Raw genomic sequence first — 17,462 nt, 5'->3', positions numbered from 1 at the left:
CTGTTCCATCACACCTAGACGCCTGTGCGCAATGCGGAATAACGAGCCGATAGCGACCATTAGCTCCCGACACTCGCTGCACGCTCATTATTTTGTCACTTCCCAGTCTTGGCCCTCATAATGATTCCAGTCACTATCCATCGGCTCATTAAGCGCTCTTAAAGGGATTTCAAGCAGTCTTCGATCTTCAAGATCGAACACTCTTTTTCCATCCATAATAAATGCTCTTGCTAACTCATCTACCGCACGTTTCTCATTCCCCAGCTTGTCTTGTACTTGCCCAAGCCTTAAATGCAGCAGCGGATTGCCGATTGTGTTGGGGAACTGCATGATAAAAGATAAATTATCTCTTGCCGCGATATAATCCTCATTATAAATGTTAATGTGTGCAATTCGGATTAAGACATATCGGCCGACAGTGCTGCTTTGTTCTCTTCTATGTAAAGCTTCGTACATGTTCCAAAGCGTTTCTATTGCTTTAGGATAATTTTTTTCCCTAAGACGAGCATCGGCACAGGCTATTCTATCTTGTTGTTCCAAGCTCAAATGAGGAACCGCAAAATAATCATTGATTTTGCTTTCCATGTTATTGACATGATGGCACTCTTCGAAATCAGCATCAAAGTTCATCCATTCCATCTCCTCTGTCCCAATGTGCTGTACGGTACTCAATCGAGCCAAAGTCATTTATCGATAACGCAATAATAGGTATACCTCATGCCAACCATATTGTCGATTTCAAAAGTTGGAGTCTAATTAGTTCATGTACATCATATAGCTGGCAGGCAGCACCGTTTTCAGTTCTTTCAATAATTGTTTGCTTTCTGCTGTTTTGAATTCTTTTAACGCCAATATCGCAGAAACCTTGCCATTATGCATGCCGTTTTTGGCAACCTCGAACAAGTGACCGGCAGCCGGCGTATATTTCCGCTTTCGAATCATCTCGATTGCTTTTTCTTGCACGTACATATCATCCGCTAACAAATATTCACATATATGTTCCATTCTTGAGCAAGGCATGATCGCCAGCTTAGAAAAGATCAACTGCTGCTTGGCGTCCTCATCCAAGTTCTCTTGCATAATAAGGTTATCTAGATCGGCAATCACTTTAATATCCTGTTGGCTTTCATCATCATGATCGGTTAAGGCAGGGTAGTCGTGCTGCAATTCATCCCACTCCGCGGCAGGGTCTTGCAATATTTTCGTGATGAACCGCTCCATGCTCCGGAATCCAGGGGATAAATTCGTTTCTTCATGGTTCAAAAAACATACTTTCCCCTCTAGTGGCCCGGTGTAGTATACGCCAATGTAGTTCGACTGATCATCCGTTAACAAGGGACAAATACTTTGATGGCATTCAAGTTCTTCGAAGATGCCCCTTAATTCAATGATTTCTTCTGTGTTCAAGATACGATACACGGCTTCATCTGCATCCCTTTTTTCATCGTAATCTAGCATACTGTGTACCACTTCTGCTTGAATATCGATTGAATATTCTCTGCTTAACACTGCAGGATCAAACGGAAGCTCTCTCCCATCCTTACTTTTGAGAACATCAAAAACACCCATGCATACTCCCCCGCATCAATTTAATTTTCCAGGAACTGTATTACTTTTCAAATGTGTTATATTGTATTAATCGGTTAAAATTAAAATTATTGAAGCTATAATAGTTCAGATTCAAGCAAAAAGCCCGCTTCGCAGCGGGCAACAGTATGCATCTTGCAAAATAAATCCGTCTCAACTTTATTTCCTTAGAGCGGCGAGCTGCTGAGCTGAGTCAAATCTGTCAGAAAGCTTGCGATTACCTTCAACTCTTCTTCCGAATAACGCTCCAACAGTTCCTCATGTTTGTTCTCCAGCTGCTGATGCAGCCTCGCATGAACGAATGCCAGCTTCTCCCCCTCTTCCGTCAGTCGATAATAGATTTCCTTCTTGTTGTCCGCACGAAAATGCTCTTGAATGAGTTCCCAGGCAATAAGCTTGGCAACGGCTTTCGAGACGCCGCCCTTGGTTACGTTGATTTGATTCGAAATAAAGGTCACGTTCGAGTCCGGTCGCTCTCCAATTTCATGCAGCACGTGGAGTTGGGTCAATGTTAATTTATCCAAATGAAGATAAACCTCTTTTTTATCCGCATAGTTCTGTTCTTCAATGATGGCAAGCGCCTTTTCCCGTCTGAATTCCGCGCTTTTGTCTCTCGTGTGCAAATAATCGACGAGGTTGGCATACACTTTGTTCTTTAGCATGTTCCGCTCTTCCATGTACAATCAATATCTCCTTTTCAATGACCTCAGCGCTAGCTTGGTGATACATCAACTTTACCGTACACCCGAATCGCCAACACGATGACGATGATGGCAAAGCTGACTCCGAACAGGACGAAAAGCCAAAGGTTGTTTAATGTTAATAATAATACACTGCTCACCATAGGGCCAGCCGCCATCCCCATATAGCGAACCAAGTTGTACACGCCCATCGCGGTTCCCCGATTCTCATCGAACTCATTCGCCAATAGGGTGGTATGGGTCGGCATAGTTAGGCCCGAGCACACACCGTAAAGAATAGAGGACACGGTTAGCAGGACGAGCGAGTCGTAGATGGTTACCGCAAATAGAACGACACAGCCTGCGGTTAGCAAGCTGCCCAGAAAAAGCAATTTTCGCTGCTCCATCTTCTGCTGGACCGTCTTATAGAGCCTGCTTCCGAGCATGGTACTGACCGCCGTCGGCAAATATAGCAGTCCGATCAGTCCCAATCCCAAGTGATAATAATCGGTCAATAGGATAGGAAGGCTGACGAGAAAGGCAAAGTAAATGAAATAATGAACAAATCCGATTGCCATAATGGCTTGCCCCCATTTATTTTTAAAAACGGACATATATCTGTGGGATGAACTCCCTGCAGCATGTACAGTGCGATGTTCTGTCCTCTGGGGAAAATATTTCAGATTCATCACGAATAGGATGACAGAGATAATGACTAGGAACAGGAAAATTCCGCGATAACCGGCCTGCTCTCCAATAAACGCTCCCACAACCGGACTGATAGCCGGGGCCAGTGCGAGCATCGTCTGGTACGTGCTCATCGCATTCCCGCGGGCAGTGCCATTGAATAGATCACTTATCGTCGTTGACGCTACGAGCGGAATCGCTGCGATCCCTGCTGCCTGGACGACTCTGAATACGAGAAACAGCGTGAAGTTGGACGTTAGCGCACAGCCCAATGCTCCAATCATGCTTAGAAAAATGCTGGGCATCAGCACCCTTTTTCCGCCTTTGGCGTCAATGAGCGGCCCGTATACGATTTGCATCATAGCGAGTACGAACATGAAAATGGAAACAGAAAAGGTAATGAAATGAAAAGGTACCTGAAACGAGTCTCTTAATAAGGGCACTATGGGGGAATAAATATTTTGTGTCACCGATGCCAGAAACGCACTGGTGCAAACCAAATAGAGCAAAAATGCTGGCGAGGCAACTTTTTTGTATTGTGATGCCATTGCGTGTACCGCCTTCCATGCTATTTTTGTTTCCTGGAAACATTAATAGTATTTCACACGATGACGATTTAGTCAAGCTACAAGTTTTCATGTTCATTCGTCGATAATAAAAGGGACTATCCTAGACAAAATGATCATCCTCGATGTGTTGTTTGCCCGTTACGCGAACGCATTCAGGTTCGTACTTTATAAGTAACATGGAGGGTGGAGGTGAATGCATATCGATATCATGAAAGGGGAATTGGCGAAAGGAACGAAATTCCATACCCCCTATTACATTGTGAAGGGTTCGACCATTGGAGCGACTGTCATGGTGACGGCTGGTGTTCACGGGAATGAAACCGCGAGCGTAAAAGCGGCAAAGCAGTTCGTTCATTCGCTGCAGCAGGGACTTCTTCATGTGCAAAAAGGGACATTGGTTATCGTTCCGCTTGTCAATCAGCAAGCTTATACAAAACGAATTCGAGGGGTTCCTGATTTGAATCGCACCTTCCCGAGCAGAGCCCATGATAAACCACGCCACCCCTTGTCGGCGGACTTGTTTCGATTGGCAGCGCAATACCGTCCAGCCTGGTACATTGACATGCACGAAGCCAATGGACTATCCCGGCTTAACCCGAAAGTTCTCGGTCAATCGCTGCTGACAGACCGTCGCAGTCCGACCGTAAAGATAGTCCGACAAATCGTGAAGCGAATCAATCGTTCCATTGAGCGACAAGCGACACATTTTACCGTTCGCCTGCGTGAACTGTCGGGGTCGGGCCGTACAGCGGCCGCTCGTTTACTGCAAGCCAAAGCGATTACCGTAGAAACATCCTGGAGCTTATCCCATCCGATCCGGGTCAAGTATCAGAAGAACATCCTGCGCCAGTTGTTAAAAAGAGCCGGCTTGATGCATTAAGGCATCCGCCTGCACAAATACAAAAAATGCGTGTTCAAAAAGGAGCTTTTGAACAACCTCAAAAAGGGATCTGCCGGAACAGATCCCATACTCAAGCTCGTCTCCTTCGGTTATTGTGCCGGCCGCGCAGCAGATGTATCTGAAGGCGAGGTATAAGTCATCAATTCGTCGACCTTTACAATCACATTGCCCTCGACGGAGGCCAGTCCTCTGCCCAGAGTAAATCCTTTCTTATGCCGAATGACCTCGTAATAGAGATGCACTCGGTCACCAGGTCGGGCCAGTCCTGTCATTTCCACCCCTTTGAGCGAAGAGAGAAATCCAAGTCCTCTCCCGCTTCCCATTGTCGCGAATGCCCCCAGCTGTGCAAGAGCTTCGACGATCATCATGCCCGGCATATAAGGCTGGGCTTCGGTCATAAACCATTCATTGCGCGTTACGTTCTTATATCCCTTCACCCATTTGCCTGGCTCAAGCTCCGACACCCGGTCGACCATTAAAAAAGGATACCTGTGCGGCAGCACGCTCGTGATTTCGTTTATGTCCATGTCTATTCCCCCTTCCGTTCCGTTCGTACAGCACTCATTCCTTTACACCATTACAGCAGTTTTTCTGCAACCAATGTGAAGGATTTGGGAATGCCTTTATCATATACTTCGGAGGACATATTGGGCTCCTCCTCCAACAGCTTGATAACGAGTCCACTGCTCGCAATTCCGGTAACAATCTCGCCAAGCGTCCATTTGCGATGCAGAACCTTCTCCAGATCAGCCATTTGTACCGGTATAAATTTCGCGTAGGCAACCTCTGTCTCTTCCAGAGACTTGTCGAAATAGTCGCCTGTCACTTTATGCTTGCGTACTTTGGCCGTCGAGCCTCGAGACGTGATCAGCTTCGTCGTAATCGGATGAAAATCCTGAAGAATCAAACGTCCTCCGACCTTAAGCAAGCTGGCAATGATATCTGCCAGCGGCTTTAAATCAACAAAATAATGCAAAATGCCGAACTCCATAATGACCAGATCGTAATCCGCCGCCAGAACGGATGCGGGCAGTTCAAGAACATCGGACACAACATAATCGATGCTCACCCCTGCTTCCCGTGCCAGTTCAGTCGCATACCGTTCATTTTCAGACGCGATATCAACGATCGTGACATCGGCGCCAAGCAAAGCCATGGCAACTCCTTTGCTTCCATGAGAACCCAGCAGATTGGCAATTTTCTTCCCTTTCACATCCCCTGTATGCTTATAAAACGTCTTCAGCCTTGCCTCAGGATTTTGCTTAATTTTGATTGCGGCCTCGGCCGGAGACCCATAACGGTTAACCCAAGCGTCATAAGCACTTTGGTTCCAAGCCATTTCATTAATTCTGCTGTGTTCTTTCTGCATAAATATTCCCTGCCTCAGTTGTGTTAGTATCTCGTATTGTTGTAAATCCCCACTACTTTTATGTGAACATTGTACCATTACTTCGTTCGGCAGAATACAATTAATATCGAATCAACACGGACGTCAAAGCATGCATTCCACATATTAGCCGTTCAAAGCTTAGCTCCACGTGGACATCACCTCAAATTGTCTGTTTGTGTTCAAGTTGTTCTGGGAGGAAGCTTGCGGCCACATCCCCTAGTGAACATGCGGATTTACGAGACGACGCAGATGGTTCACGGACGCGGTAGATGCAAGCGCCATTGGAAAAGATACAGTCAAATGTACGGACTCGGTGGCCAAACGGCATGTAGACTGTAATTTGTCCAATGGATCTGGCTGTATTCAGCCATTGGTGCGGTTAGCGTGTCAAACCATTGGATGAACTCCAACGAAACCGACCGTAAAGAGATATACATCGCTGTTTCATTGGACAAGATCCAATGGATGAGACAAGGGGGGGCGCCTAATCCTTCCGCCCTTCCACATCGGTGCCACTCTAACCATCGACGAGTCCCTGTTGCTGCCCTCATCATCTTGATTGCACATAGTTTGTTCAATTTCGTCTCCGTCGCCAGCGAAGACCAGCCTTATCTAGGCTCAAATATTTATTGCCATTGCCGGAATCTCCATGTTCCTTATCGGGTTCTACGCATTCGGCAAGCTGTAACGTATCGGGACAAATCTTATTTGCGCGATGGCATGGCAATGCAAGCGGTCCTCTTTCATCACCGCTTGCATGCTGATGTCTCATTTTGATATCTACCCGCAGGCGCACGTTGCAGACGCGCTCAATATTTTCGCAACGCCAAGCGTTCTTTGCCGAACCATTGCTGACGCACATAATTGATGATAATTCCGAACACCTTTTCCATTTGCTGCGTCGAATTCCCTAGCATCCGAATCGCAAATCCCGGAACAATAAGCTGGGACAAGCCGATTCGGCCAGGCAGCGTGTCCAGTCCGATCTCATCGCACATCTGCTCGATGAACTCTGGTGTTGCCTGTTCACCGATAACGAACATCGAACCGAGATGGGTCTGACCATCCATACGCCCCATGCTCAGCATCTGCTTGCCGTGTGGACGAAGCTTCACATTATCGAACAAAATTTGCTGCTCATCCATATAAATTTCCGTTTTGAGCGCCAATTCATCGTAGGAGAATTGCGCTCCGTCCGGCGACCAGCCCGGAGTTATAATCTCCGCACATATAAGTGATGCGCTTCTCTCCATACGGATGACCGTACGCTGTTCGTAACGGGCATTCCGATAAGCGATAATCGGGTCTGGCAGCCACTCAAGGTAGCTTCCATGCTTCAAAGCAACCTCGCTCAGCTGCAGCACTGGCTGATGGGGCGTCCTGTAAATTTTCGTCGACGACTGCGTCGTGATGAGCGCCTGCGCGTGCTCACCCAGCTCCAGCTCCATCAAATACCGGTCTCCATCGACATACCCCCCGCCCGGATTCATGACATAATAATAGACCTGACCGGTATCATCCGGGTACATGGGACGGGCTATTTTGTAAGCGCCTTGATGATACACGTGTGCGGCAGCCGTTCTCCCCTGTCTGTTCTCAGCCGTCAGCCGCAGCATTCCCGTCCACCGCTGCATCTTATTCTAATCCTGTTAACATCGCATTTTTCTGAAACCAATCGACGACCTCATCCAATCCCGACTCGTCTTTCAGATTCGTGAAGAAGAACGGCTTGTTGCCGCGGAAGGCGAGCGTATCCGCTTCCATCACCTTCAAATCGGCACCGACGTAAGGAGCTAAATCAGTCTTATTAATAATGAACAAGTCGGATTTGATCATCCCCTGACCGCCCTTGCGCGGAATCTTCTCGCCTTGAGCGACGTCGATAATATAAATCGAAAAATCAACCAACTCAGGGCTGAACGTAGCCGCGAGGTTATCGCCCCCGCTCTCCACAAATATAATTTCAACGTCAGGATGGCGTGCGATCAATTCGTCGATCGCCGCGAAATTCATGGACGCATCCTCACGAATGGCCGTATGCGGACATCCGCCTGTTTCCACACCGATGATCCGGTCGGCAGGCAGCACACCGGTCTGAATTAAAATTTTCGCATCTTCCTTCGTGTAAATGTCGTTGGTGACGACCGCCATGCTGTACTGTTCATGCATGCGCCGTGTCATTTTTTCGACAAGCATTGTTTTTCCGGCCCCGACTGGACCGCCTACCCCTATTTTTACCGGTTTCATTGTACTCCTTCTTTCCCTATCAGTCTTTGCTGGGCGTTATGTAATACCGTTGTATTACGACATGAAAAGTCGGATATGGATCCGTTCATGCTTCATCTGAGACCACTCCAGACCAGGGGATACGATGCCAATGTCATCGCCAGTCAGCTCTTCCAACCTCTCTGCCGCTTCCTGGAACACAGGCTGCAACTCGTATAGCAGCTTCTGACCTTCCGTCTGTCCGAGCGGAATGGCCCGCACGCCGTTCTGAACCATGCTGGAGACGGAGGAATACAGATGTGCCAGTACAGCTGTCCGTTTCGAGACGCCAACATGGCGGGCAATCATTGCAAACGCGATAGCCGGATGGCCGAACGCACGCTTTGCTTCCACGCGTTCCCGGTAATGTTGCAGGTGCGGACAATCGTAAAGCTCTGTTCCGAGCTTAATCATTCTTTCCCCGATTCTGCGTGCGCCTTCTCTTGATTCAAGGGGAAGATTCTGGACTGTCATTAACCGGTCCAATTCCCATATATCATCTAGACGACTGTCTGTCAGTGCTTCAAATGCAAGTCGGCAGGCCAATCCATCGGAATAGATGAACTGTTCATTGACATACATGGCCAGCCAATCCGCAAAGGTGGCTTTATCGACTACCTTGCCCTCCTGCATATACGTTTCCAAGCCGAAGGAATGATTGAAGGCTCCCGAAGGAAAGTTCGAATCACACCACTGCAGAAGCGACAGCAGCGAATCAGTGCTTGTGTCCCACATGGCGGAACGCTTGCTTCACTTTCTTCTTCTCACGCGCGAACGGAATCCCGTCTTGAGTCAACTGCTCTTCCACAAGATAATCATATTGAACGATCATCTGGGAGCCTTCGAATTGTGCGGGCAAATGACGGTTCCCCAGCTTGTGAGCAATTTCACCCATCTCCTGAATCGTTCTCGGGCTGATGATGAGCACATCGTCAGGCAGCACTTCAATGACGATCATGTTGTTCTCATCCATATGCAAAATATCACCGTCGGCGAGATCGGCTTTCTGGGTCAGACGAATTCCGATTTCTGTGCCGTGATCGGTCGTCACTCGCTGAATTTTTTTCAGCATATCCTCGCTTGGCATGTACACTTTTTCCATGTGACGGCTTGCTCGTTTTTCTGGCTCCAACTGCTCCAGCCGGCCAACAATTTGCTCTATAATCATATTCACACTCTCCTCTAATGAAAGCTATTGACAAGCACAAGTCAGGCCACCCTGATTAGAACAAGAAATAACGCTGTGCCATTGGCACGACATCAACAGGCTCACATGTAAGCAGCTCCCCGTTCACCCTCACTTCATATGTCTGGGGATCCACATGGATGTCCGGCGTTTCCCCGTTCAGAGCCATATCTTGTTTCGTCACTCGGCGGATACCCCGAACCGGCAGCACGATCTTGTCAAGGCCAAGCTTCGCAGGCACATCCGCATCCAGTGCGGCCTGTGATACGAACGTAATGGAGCTGCGGGCTAATGCTTTCCCCACTGCGGCATACATCGGCCGATAAATGTACGGCTGCGGCGTCGGAATGGACGCATTCGGATCGCCCATCAAGCTTTGAACGATGAATCCATTCTTCAGCACCATTTCAGGCTTCACGCCGAAGAAAGCTGGATGCCAGATGACCAAATCGGCGATTTTCCCGACTTCAACCGAACCTACATAATCCGCGATTCCGTGAGTCAGCGCCGGGTTAATCGTATATTTCGCTATATACCGTTTGATCCGGAAATTGTCTCCGACCGAACCACAATCCTCATGCAGCTTACCGCGCTGCTTCTTCATCTTATCTGCGGTCTGCCATGTTCTTGTGACCACTTCCCCCACACGGCCCATCGCTTGGGAATCCGAGCTTACCATGCTGAACACACCCAAGTCGTGCAATATATCTTCCGCCGCGATCGTCTCGCTGCGGATACGCGAGTCCGCGAAGGCGACATCTTCCGGCACGCTTGGATCCAGATGATGACAGACCATTAGCATATCGAGGTGCTCATCCACTGTGTTGATCGTGAACGGTCTCGTCGGATTGGTCGAGGATGGCAGCACATTGGCCAACCCCGCCATTTTAATCATATCGGGCGCATGCCCTCCGCCTGCGCCTTCCGTATGATACGTGTGAATGATTCTGCCTTTAATGGCAGCAATCGTATCTTCGACGAATCCGCCTTCATTCAGTGTGTCGGAATGAAGCGCCACCTGAACGTCATACTTGTCCGCAACCCGCAGGGAATGATCAATCGCTGAGGCCGTTGCTCCCCAATCCTCGTGCACCTTCAAGCCGATCGCTCCGGCCCGGATTTGTTCCGCCATCGGCTCTTCGCGCGCGCCGCTGCCTTTGCCGAGAAATCCGACATTAATCGGCAAGCCCTCCGCAGCTTCCAGCATTCGATGCATATGCCATTCGCCGGAGGTGCACGTCGTCGCTTTCGATCCTTCCGCGGGACCCGTTCCACCGCCGATAAGCGTCGTGAGCCCGGAAGCCAGTGCATGCTCCACCTGATGCGGATTAATGAAGTGCACGTGCGTGTCAATGCCTCCTGCGGTTACGATAAGCCCTTCGGCGGAAATAATTTCGGTGCTGGCCCCGATAATTAACTCAACGCCATCCATGACAAGCGGATTTCCGCTCTTGCCGATCCCCGCAATCTTGCCATCGCGTATTCCGATATCCGCCTTATAGATGCCCGTATAATCGACCACGATCGCATTGGTAATGACCAGATCAAGCGCTCCCTCTTCACGCGTAATCAGCGGATGCTGTCCCATACCGTCGCGTATCGACTTGCCCCCGCCGAACTTCGACTCATCTCCGTATCGAGTGTAGTCGCGTTCTATCTCAATGAACAGCTCGGTATCCGCCAGGCGAACCGCATCGCCTGTCGTCGGTCCGAACATGTCCGCATATTGTCGTCTCGACATGCGAAAACTCATTGTTCCGCCCCCGTTTCCACAGCTTCGGATGCAGTTGATGATTCTGTATAATTGGTGGCAACGAGCACTCTCTCGTCCAAAGATCCTTCCGTCAAGTTGTTCAGTCCGTAAACTTTACGTTCTCCGGCAAACGGAACTAGCACCACTTCCTTGGCATCTCCTGGTTCAAAGCGTACGGCCGCGCCGGATGGAATGTTCAAATGCATGCCAAAAACGGCTTCCCTGTTAAATTGCAACGCAGCATTCACTTCGTAGAAGTGAAAATGCGATCCGACCTGTATCGGACGATCGCCGACATTCAGCACTTCGATGGCAAGCGTCTTGCGCCCGTCATTGCAAACGATTTCATCGTCACGCAAAATATATTCCCCTGGAATCACTCTGCTTCCCCCTTGGATTGGATGTGTATTACTTGTTCGGTCCATACGTAATGATACGTCAGTCATCGAATCGGATCGTGAACCGTTACCAGCTTCGTCCCATCGGGGAACGTCACTTCCACTTGAATATCGGGGATCATTTCGGCAATGCCATCCATCACATCTGATCGCGACAGAATTGTGGCACCTTCGCTCATCAACTGAGCAACTGTCTTGCCGTCACGGGCCCCTTCCATAATTTCATACGTTATCAGCGCAACCGCTTCTGGATAGTTCAGCTTCAGTCCACGGTCTTTGCGTCTTCGCGCGAGATCAGCCGCGACTACGACCATCAGCTTTTCTTGCTCTCGAGGTGTCAATCTCACCTGATTTCCTCCCGTACGATCTGTCATAAGCAACTGCTTTCAGCACACTTTGCGTTTCTTTTCACACTTTCACACAGCACAGCATACCCGTTAGCTGTTAGTGTTAACGAGCCTACCATCTACCATCTTCTATCGTTCTTTCATTTCTACATTTCATTAGATAAGGAGCGGCTGCAATGAGGAAGCGGGTTGCAACCGTATTTGAACTCGGTGCTCACTGTATAGTAAGCGCATTCAATGTAATTGAGAATGAGTGAAGATGAGGGGGAGTACTCATTCAAGCATCTTACGAGGATTTTTTCCAAGATGCTCCATACATTATCTTCATCATATTAAATTGACGACATAATATAAAGTACTCTATTTGCACATATTTTTCTAAATCCGACTCGATTGCAGCTAAAATCAAAACATTTCATGCGCTTTCATTTCCAATTGTAGTTTTTCATGCATTTTTGGCGATTTTTATGAATATGTGAACAGCTGATAAAAAAAGCCAGCCAGATTCCTCTGGCTGGCCTCAGCATTTGAAGCAGAGTCCCTTATCGAACTCATTCCTGCTCCAACACCATCAAATTTTGCTCAAATATCGTCGTAAATCCTGCTTCCAGCAGCAAGCTGATTAATTCCGGTTCAAACGATACATTGTACACCATCCGGTCACATTCCGCGTAATTCGGCCCGTATACTTCTGACAGCATCGCCCGATACAGCGCATCCTTATCTGCTCGGCCAGCGGCGACCTCGCACTGATACAGGACCAACGACTTCAGCTTTCCGTAATCGTCTGTCACCTGTTTATAGAGCGCATATGCCACAGCACTTCCGTCAGAATCATGGACGATAAGACTATGTCCTTCGCGAATATTGTGCCATTGAGACGACCATGCCGCTGCCTCCTTATAAAAAGACAGGTCAGCCGCTTCAACGGGTTTCCCCCAATGCAGGCTGAACGAATCCGATGGGTCAAGCTTGAAAGCATTGGCATCCAAGCCCCCATCATGCCGCATGCCAATTAGCCGATCAGTGATTTGAAATCCGACATGCCGGTAGGCGCGGATGGCGTTGTCATTTTGCGCGACAACCTCTAAATAAACGGTATGCACTCCCTCTTCTCGGATAAGACGGATCGCTTCCTCCATCATTGCTTTGGCAATGCCTTGACCTCGGCAGGAAGGAGCTACGCCTGTTCCCCCGTTCCAGGCCAATTTCTTGCCGCGCACGGTACGAACAGCAATTAGCACGAATCCAATCGGCTGAGCGTCTGCATAAGCGACGACCGATAGGTGCGGTTGAATGCCGTTCACGCTCATGTGAGCTAGATGCTGTTCCAGATTGCGGGTCATATCCGAAAAATAACCTGTAAACCCTTCATTCCACAGCTGCAATCCCTGATCATATGTGCATTCGTTCAGCCTTTTCATAGTTACAATGACTTGCTTCATCTTCCGATTCCTCCCCTGAACCATCGACATGTGGCACACATTCCGTTATGGCCCCGATATGCTGCCAACAGCGTATCACGGCCACAGAATCGTTGTCAATTTTTAGTAGAATTGAATGATTGCTTGTCACGAGCCGCCATAAGCTTTCCGATCACATAACCAATAGCACCGCCGGCCAGCGCCGGAATGAACCACCCGATCCCTTCCGCATAGAGAGGGATATGCCGAAGCACCGGCAGGGCGAATTCGATAGGAACTTTCGCTCCTTTCAAGCCGTCGAACAAGCTGATTAGAACGGTTCCGATAAGTGCCCCCGCGTAGACTTGGGAATAACCGCCAAACCATTTATGAACGAAAGACAATAGGAGCAACACAATGGCGACCGGATAAATGACAAGTAAGATTGGCTCGGAAATCGAGAGGATTTTGTTCAATCCCAGATTAGCTACCAGCAAACCCAATAAACAGATGACCAGCGCAATCCGATTGTATGCCATCCCTTTCATCAAGGTTGCAAAATACTGGCTGCAGGCGGAAACGAGCCCAATGCATGTAGTGAGACAAGCCAGCGTAACGATGACAGCGAGCAGAATCAGCCCGGAACGGCCGAACAAGTGCAGCACGACATCGGTCAGCAATTGGCCTCCATTCTTGAAATACCCGAGCGATACGCTGGTGACGCCCAAGTATCCAAGCGCTGCATAGACAAGCGACAGTCCGATACCGGCAATGAGGCCGGCTTGAATGGCCGCTTTCGCGACGGCCCGTTTCTCTGTGACACCTTGGGCGCGAATCGAATTCAGCACGATGATGCCGAAGGCCAGCGCCGCAATGGTGTCCATGGTTAGATAGCCATTCATGAAACCTTTGAATCCGGGCGACTCGACATACTCATTGATAGCCGGTCCTCCTTCTCCGATCGGATACAGCACCCCGCCGATGAACAAGAGCGCGATCGACAACAGCAGCATGGGCGTAAGCCAGCTTCCGATACGTTCGACCAGCTTCGAAGGATTGAGACTCATCCAGAACACGGAGCCGAAAAAGATGAGCGTGTACACGAACAGAATCCATGGATTGGATGCATGGTGTGATGGCAGGAACGAGCTGAAGCCCATTTCATACGCCACGTTGGCGACGCGCGGTATCCCCATCGCGGGCCCAAGCGACACATAGACGATGATGGCAAAGAAGATGCCGAATCGCGGGCTCACCCGCCCGGCCAAATGCTGCATATCGCGTCCGGACAACGCGATCGCGACGACGGCAAGCAGCGGCAATCCTACTCCTGTTAAGATAAAGCCGATGATGGCGGGAACGAAGCTGTCACCCGCCTGTTGTCCCAAGATAGGCGGAAAGATAAGGTTCCCCGCCCCGAAGAACAATGAAAATAGCATTAATCCCGTGAAAAAGATATGTTTCTTTGTTAATGATTGATTCAATCTGCTCTCCCCCTGATACATATGAGATCAAAAAGACCCGTCCCTAGAAAGGGACGGGTCTGTACCCGCGTTACCACCCAAATTCAACAATATTGCGTATGGATCTGTATGTTGCTGCTCATGACGTGACTATGCACGCATTCCTGGTAACGGAGGATTCCGGCAAAGCTTACTGTCGTTCAGCCTTGCTTCTCGGAGAGGACATTCGGTCATGCGCTGGACATTGGCTTGCAGCAATACGCCAACTCTCTGTGGAACAGCCCATCACTTACTCTTCTCGTCGCGGAAGTTCATATCATAAAGTTGTATACTATTTTTACATGCATTGGGACAACTGTCAAATGACAATTATACACATTGTCAATACCTGAAGTGCTTTCCATTCCTTCGATTCTATTATATGATGCGTATACGGAGATATTTGGAAGGAGATTCACGTATGCCAGCAATGCTGTAAATTGTCATTTCAATGATGGATACCGATTTATTTTTTGGTGTATACACTCCAAGGGATAAGTCTGTCCATTTTGACCTTTACAGGAGCGCAGGGTGTATGCAATTGAACTCAACTGCTGCGGACAAGACGATGAGTCGTTCCGCTTTTAAATTTTATCTCCGTGCCAATTCGTTACTAATTCCCTGATGTGCTCCTTCGCCAGATAGAAACAGGAGGACTGCACTTATGAAAAATAAAGAAACCAACGCATCCATTCACGAGACGACCGTTTATTTGCATCAGTACATGGACGCTCTTTCCCGGAATGGTCACTTCAATGGAGCCGCGCTTGTCGCTCTCCGAGGGAACATCTTATTATCGGAAGGATACGGAATGGCCAATTGGGAACACGAGGTCCCCAACACTCCGCAAACCAAATTCCGCATCGGTTCCATTACGAAAGGCTTCACCGCGTTGGCCATTATGCAGCTGCAAGAGCAGGGACTGCTCTCAGTCCACGATGCTATCGACGAATATTTGCCCGATTATCCGTGCGGGAACGAGATCAAGCTTCATCACCTGTTGACGCACACGTCCGGCATTCCCGGTTATGCCGGACTGCCGGGTTATTGGGAACGCACCATGCGTCTCTATTCCCCGATAGAGCAGACGATAGCGTCTTTTCAACATGAACCACTGCAATTCCAGCCGGGAGAACGGACGAGCTACACCAGTTCCTCTTTCATATTGTTAAGCGCCATCATTGAGAGAGTATCAGGGCTGTCCTACGCGGATTATATTGTCGAACGAATCTGCATACCCCTGAATATGAATGACTCGGGCGTCGAGGACAGCCGAACGGTGTTGAAGCATTTCGCCTCCGGTTACTCGGTGTGCAACAAGATCATTCCGGCTGAATACGTCGACATGTCCATCTCTCTCGGCGGAGGCGGTATGTATTCCACGATAGCGGATTTATATAAATGGGATCGCGCGCTTTATACGGAGTCACTTCTCGGCCGAGAATCACTGCACCACATATTTGGACCATACTCGCCCATATTCGGCGGATACGGCTGGGTCGTCAATGAAGAAACGATAGACGGAGTGAAACGGAAGCGCGTCGCTCATCATGGCACGATGAACGGCTTCTGTGCCGACTTCAATCGGTTTGTCGATGATGATCTCGTTATTATCGTGTTAAGCAACGTGAACATTACGCCGGTGGAGCGGATAAGCGGCGACTTGGCAAGAATCGCATTCGGTGACGAAATAGACATGCCGGAGACGGTGACGGCGATTGCGCTTGCCGCTGAGGAGATGGAGCGGTATATCGGTATCTACGAACGAAGGGAGCCGGACGGCTCTCATGCCACAGACGTCGATTGGCAGGAAGCCTTCACAAGCTTGTCGCGATTCAGCACGGTTGAAATTGCGGTGGGGGCTTATATCAACCGATTCCATGAGTTCGGCATTCACCCAGGCTCGATCATCATCATTACCCAAGAAGAACAGAAGCTGTACTTGCAGATGGCCAAGCGACATGGCGCATGGTACAAATATGAAATCGTACCGATCTCGGCAACTGAACATGGAGCAACGTTCGCCGCCAAGTATATCGATGAGCGGGTTATATTTACGAGAAACGGTCAGGGAACGATAACTATCGAGCATCGCGATGCGTACGGAAACCGTATGTTAGCAGCCAAAATGTCATAACGTTGGCAGCATGAAGCATATGGGGCTGTCCCAATGGGTCTGACAAGACCCAAGGGACAGCCCCATTATGTTTAGACGGCACTCTCCCCGCCAATTGATTCTTGCCCGCCGCCACTATGCCTTGGCTTGTTACTTTTCAACCAGTTGAAACCGAAGCCACATTCAGATCGAATAACTGATCCAATCACCACGGGTTCCTCCCATTTTGTCATAGAACCGTTGGGCACGATAATTATTAGCGGCCGTAATCCATGACATATGAGCATATCCGTTATCTTTCGAAAATGTTGCACAGGCTTCAAACAGCTCTTGGGCTGCCCCAGTTCCTCTGGCTTCCTCAATTACATATAGGTCATTCATTACGGTTATTTGATCTGCTTGAATCGTACTGAATGTGAAATAAAGGGTTGCAAACCCAACAAGCTTACCTTCCTTCTGAGCTGCGAACTGAATTCCTCTATTTTTTCCAAGCAGTGTGTCAATTAAGCTATGTACTTTTTCTATTGCCGGTTTTGGTCTTTGATAAAAATCAACGATATACTCATACATCAAGGATGTTATTTCTTGTTTATCACTTGGTTCAACAGGTCTTATGATCACGGACATAAGCAGCCCTCCCGAATTGAATGCCTTTCAATATAGCTATAAATATTATAG

18 protein-coding genes and 1 other annotated feature are annotated in these 17,462 nt (G+C 48.8%); of the genes, 2 read left to right on the top strand and 16 right to left on the bottom strand.

What is annotated here, in order from left to right:
* Positions 1-87 precede the first annotated feature (87 nt).
* From A372_RS35030 to A372_RS0129630, 4 genes are all read right to left on the bottom strand, one after another.
* Positions 88-630, bottom strand: coding sequence for a tetratricopeptide repeat protein (locus A372_RS35030; protein ID WP_019424570.1), 543 nt, complete (start codon positions 628-630; stop codon positions 88-90).
* A gap of 126 nt (positions 631-756) precedes the next feature.
* Positions 757-1,569, bottom strand: coding sequence for a hypothetical protein (locus A372_RS0129640; protein WP_019424569.1), 813 nt, complete (start codon positions 1,567-1,569; stop codon positions 757-759).
* A 185-nt stretch (positions 1,570-1,754) separates the two neighbouring features.
* Positions 1,755-2,264, bottom strand: a complete 510-nt coding sequence (locus A372_RS0129635) for a MarR family winged helix-turn-helix transcriptional regulator (RefSeq protein WP_019424568.1) — start codon at positions 2,262-2,264, stop codon at positions 1,755-1,757.
* Positions 2,265-2,299: 35 nt separating this feature from the next.
* Entirely contained in the window at positions 2,300-3,502 is a 1,203-nt protein-coding gene (locus tag A372_RS0129630; RefSeq protein WP_019424567.1) for an MFS transporter, read from the bottom strand.
* Positions 3,503-3,716: 214 nt separating this feature from the next.
* Here A372_RS0129630 and A372_RS0129625 point away from each other — a divergent pair, with 214 nt between their 5' ends.
* On the top strand, positions 3,717-4,403 hold the full coding sequence (locus tag A372_RS0129625; RefSeq protein WP_019424566.1) for a succinylglutamate desuccinylase/aspartoacylase domain-containing protein: 687 nt from the start codon (positions 3,717-3,719) through the stop codon (positions 4,401-4,403).
* 110 nt (positions 4,404-4,513) lie between these two features.
* Here the strand turns inward: A372_RS0129625 and A372_RS35025 are convergent, their stop codons facing one another.
* From A372_RS35025 to brnQ, 11 genes are all read right to left on the bottom strand, one after another.
* Positions 4,514-4,951, bottom strand: coding sequence for a beta-hydroxyacyl-ACP dehydratase (locus A372_RS35025; RefSeq protein WP_019424565.1), 438 nt, complete (start codon positions 4,949-4,951; stop codon positions 4,514-4,516).
* 50 nt (positions 4,952-5,001) lie between these two features.
* Positions 5,002-5,793, bottom strand: a complete 792-nt coding sequence (locus tag A372_RS0129615; RefSeq protein WP_019424564.1) for a class I SAM-dependent methyltransferase — start codon at positions 5,791-5,793, stop codon at positions 5,002-5,004.
* 830 nt (positions 5,794-6,623) lie between these two features.
* Positions 6,624-7,448 (bottom strand): urease accessory protein UreD, encoded by an 825-nt coding sequence (locus A372_RS0129605; RefSeq protein WP_019424562.1) that lies wholly within the window; start codon positions 7,446-7,448, stop codon positions 6,624-6,626.
* Between the two features lies 1 nt (position 7,449).
* Positions 7,450-8,061 carry an urease accessory protein UreG gene (ureG, locus tag A372_RS0129600; protein ID WP_019424561.1) on the bottom strand — a complete coding sequence of 204 codons (612 nt, stop codon included), beginning with the start codon at positions 8,059-8,061 and terminating at the stop codon, positions 7,450-7,452.
* A 54-nt stretch (positions 8,062-8,115) separates the two neighbouring features.
* On the bottom strand, positions 8,116-8,814 hold the full coding sequence (locus A372_RS0129595) for an urease accessory protein UreF (protein ID WP_019424560.1): 699 nt from the start codon (positions 8,812-8,814) through the stop codon (positions 8,116-8,118).
* Positions 8,795-9,247 (bottom strand): urease accessory protein UreE, encoded by a 453-nt coding sequence (gene ureE, locus A372_RS0129590; RefSeq protein WP_019424559.1) that lies wholly within the window; start codon positions 9,245-9,247, stop codon positions 8,795-8,797. Before ureE ends, A372_RS0129595 begins: the two co-directional genes overlap by 20 nt.
* A 55-nt stretch (positions 9,248-9,302) precedes the next feature.
* Positions 9,303-11,018 (bottom strand): urease subunit alpha, encoded by a 1,716-nt coding sequence (gene ureC, locus A372_RS0129585; protein ID WP_019424558.1) that lies wholly within the window; start codon positions 11,016-11,018, stop codon positions 9,303-9,305.
* Positions 11,015-11,398 carry an urease subunit beta gene (locus A372_RS0129580; protein ID WP_019424557.1) on the bottom strand — a complete coding sequence of 128 codons (384 nt, stop codon included), beginning with the start codon at positions 11,396-11,398 and terminating at the stop codon, positions 11,015-11,017. The genes ureC and A372_RS0129580 overlap by 4 nt, the downstream gene beginning before the upstream one ends.
* 62 nt (positions 11,399-11,460) lie before the next feature.
* The gene (locus tag A372_RS0129575; protein ID WP_019424556.1) at positions 11,461-11,763 is read right to left on the bottom strand and encodes an urease subunit gamma; all 303 of its coding nucleotides are present in this window, start codon (positions 11,761-11,763) and stop codon (positions 11,461-11,463) included.
* 551 nt (positions 11,764-12,314) lie between these two features.
* Positions 12,315-13,208, bottom strand: a complete 894-nt coding sequence (locus tag A372_RS0129570; RefSeq protein ID WP_019424555.1) for a GNAT family N-acetyltransferase — start codon at positions 13,206-13,208, stop codon at positions 12,315-12,317.
* A gap of 95 nt (positions 13,209-13,303) precedes the next feature.
* Positions 13,304-14,671, bottom strand: coding sequence for a branched-chain amino acid transport system II carrier protein (gene brnQ, locus A372_RS0129565; RefSeq protein WP_026011365.1), 1,368 nt, complete (start codon positions 14,669-14,671; stop codon positions 13,304-13,306).
* A 25-nt stretch (positions 14,672-14,696) separates the two neighbouring features.
* Positions 14,697-14,943, bottom strand: a binding site (T-box leader).
* A gap of 389 nt (positions 14,944-15,332) precedes the next feature.
* Between brnQ and A372_RS35020 the strand changes: the two genes are divergently transcribed.
* Positions 15,333-16,805: a serine hydrolase domain-containing protein gene (locus A372_RS35020; RefSeq protein ID WP_019424553.1), complete on the top strand. Its 1,473-nt coding sequence runs from the start codon at positions 15,333-15,335 to the stop codon at positions 16,803-16,805.
* A 162-nt stretch (positions 16,806-16,967) separates the two neighbouring features.
* Here the strand turns inward: A372_RS35020 and A372_RS0129555 are convergent, their stop codons facing one another.
* Positions 16,968-17,411: a GNAT family N-acetyltransferase gene (locus A372_RS0129555; protein ID WP_019424552.1), complete on the bottom strand. Its 444-nt coding sequence runs from the start codon at positions 17,409-17,411 to the stop codon at positions 16,968-16,970.
* Positions 17,412-17,462: the final 51 nt, after the last annotated feature.

It is taken from the genome of Paenibacillus sp. OSY-SE, from assembly GCF_000283315.1.
GTDB lineage: Bacteria > Bacillota > Bacilli > Paenibacillales > Paenibacillaceae > Paenibacillus_B > Paenibacillus_B profundus.
This window is presented reverse-complemented; position numbering and strand designations above follow the sequence as displayed.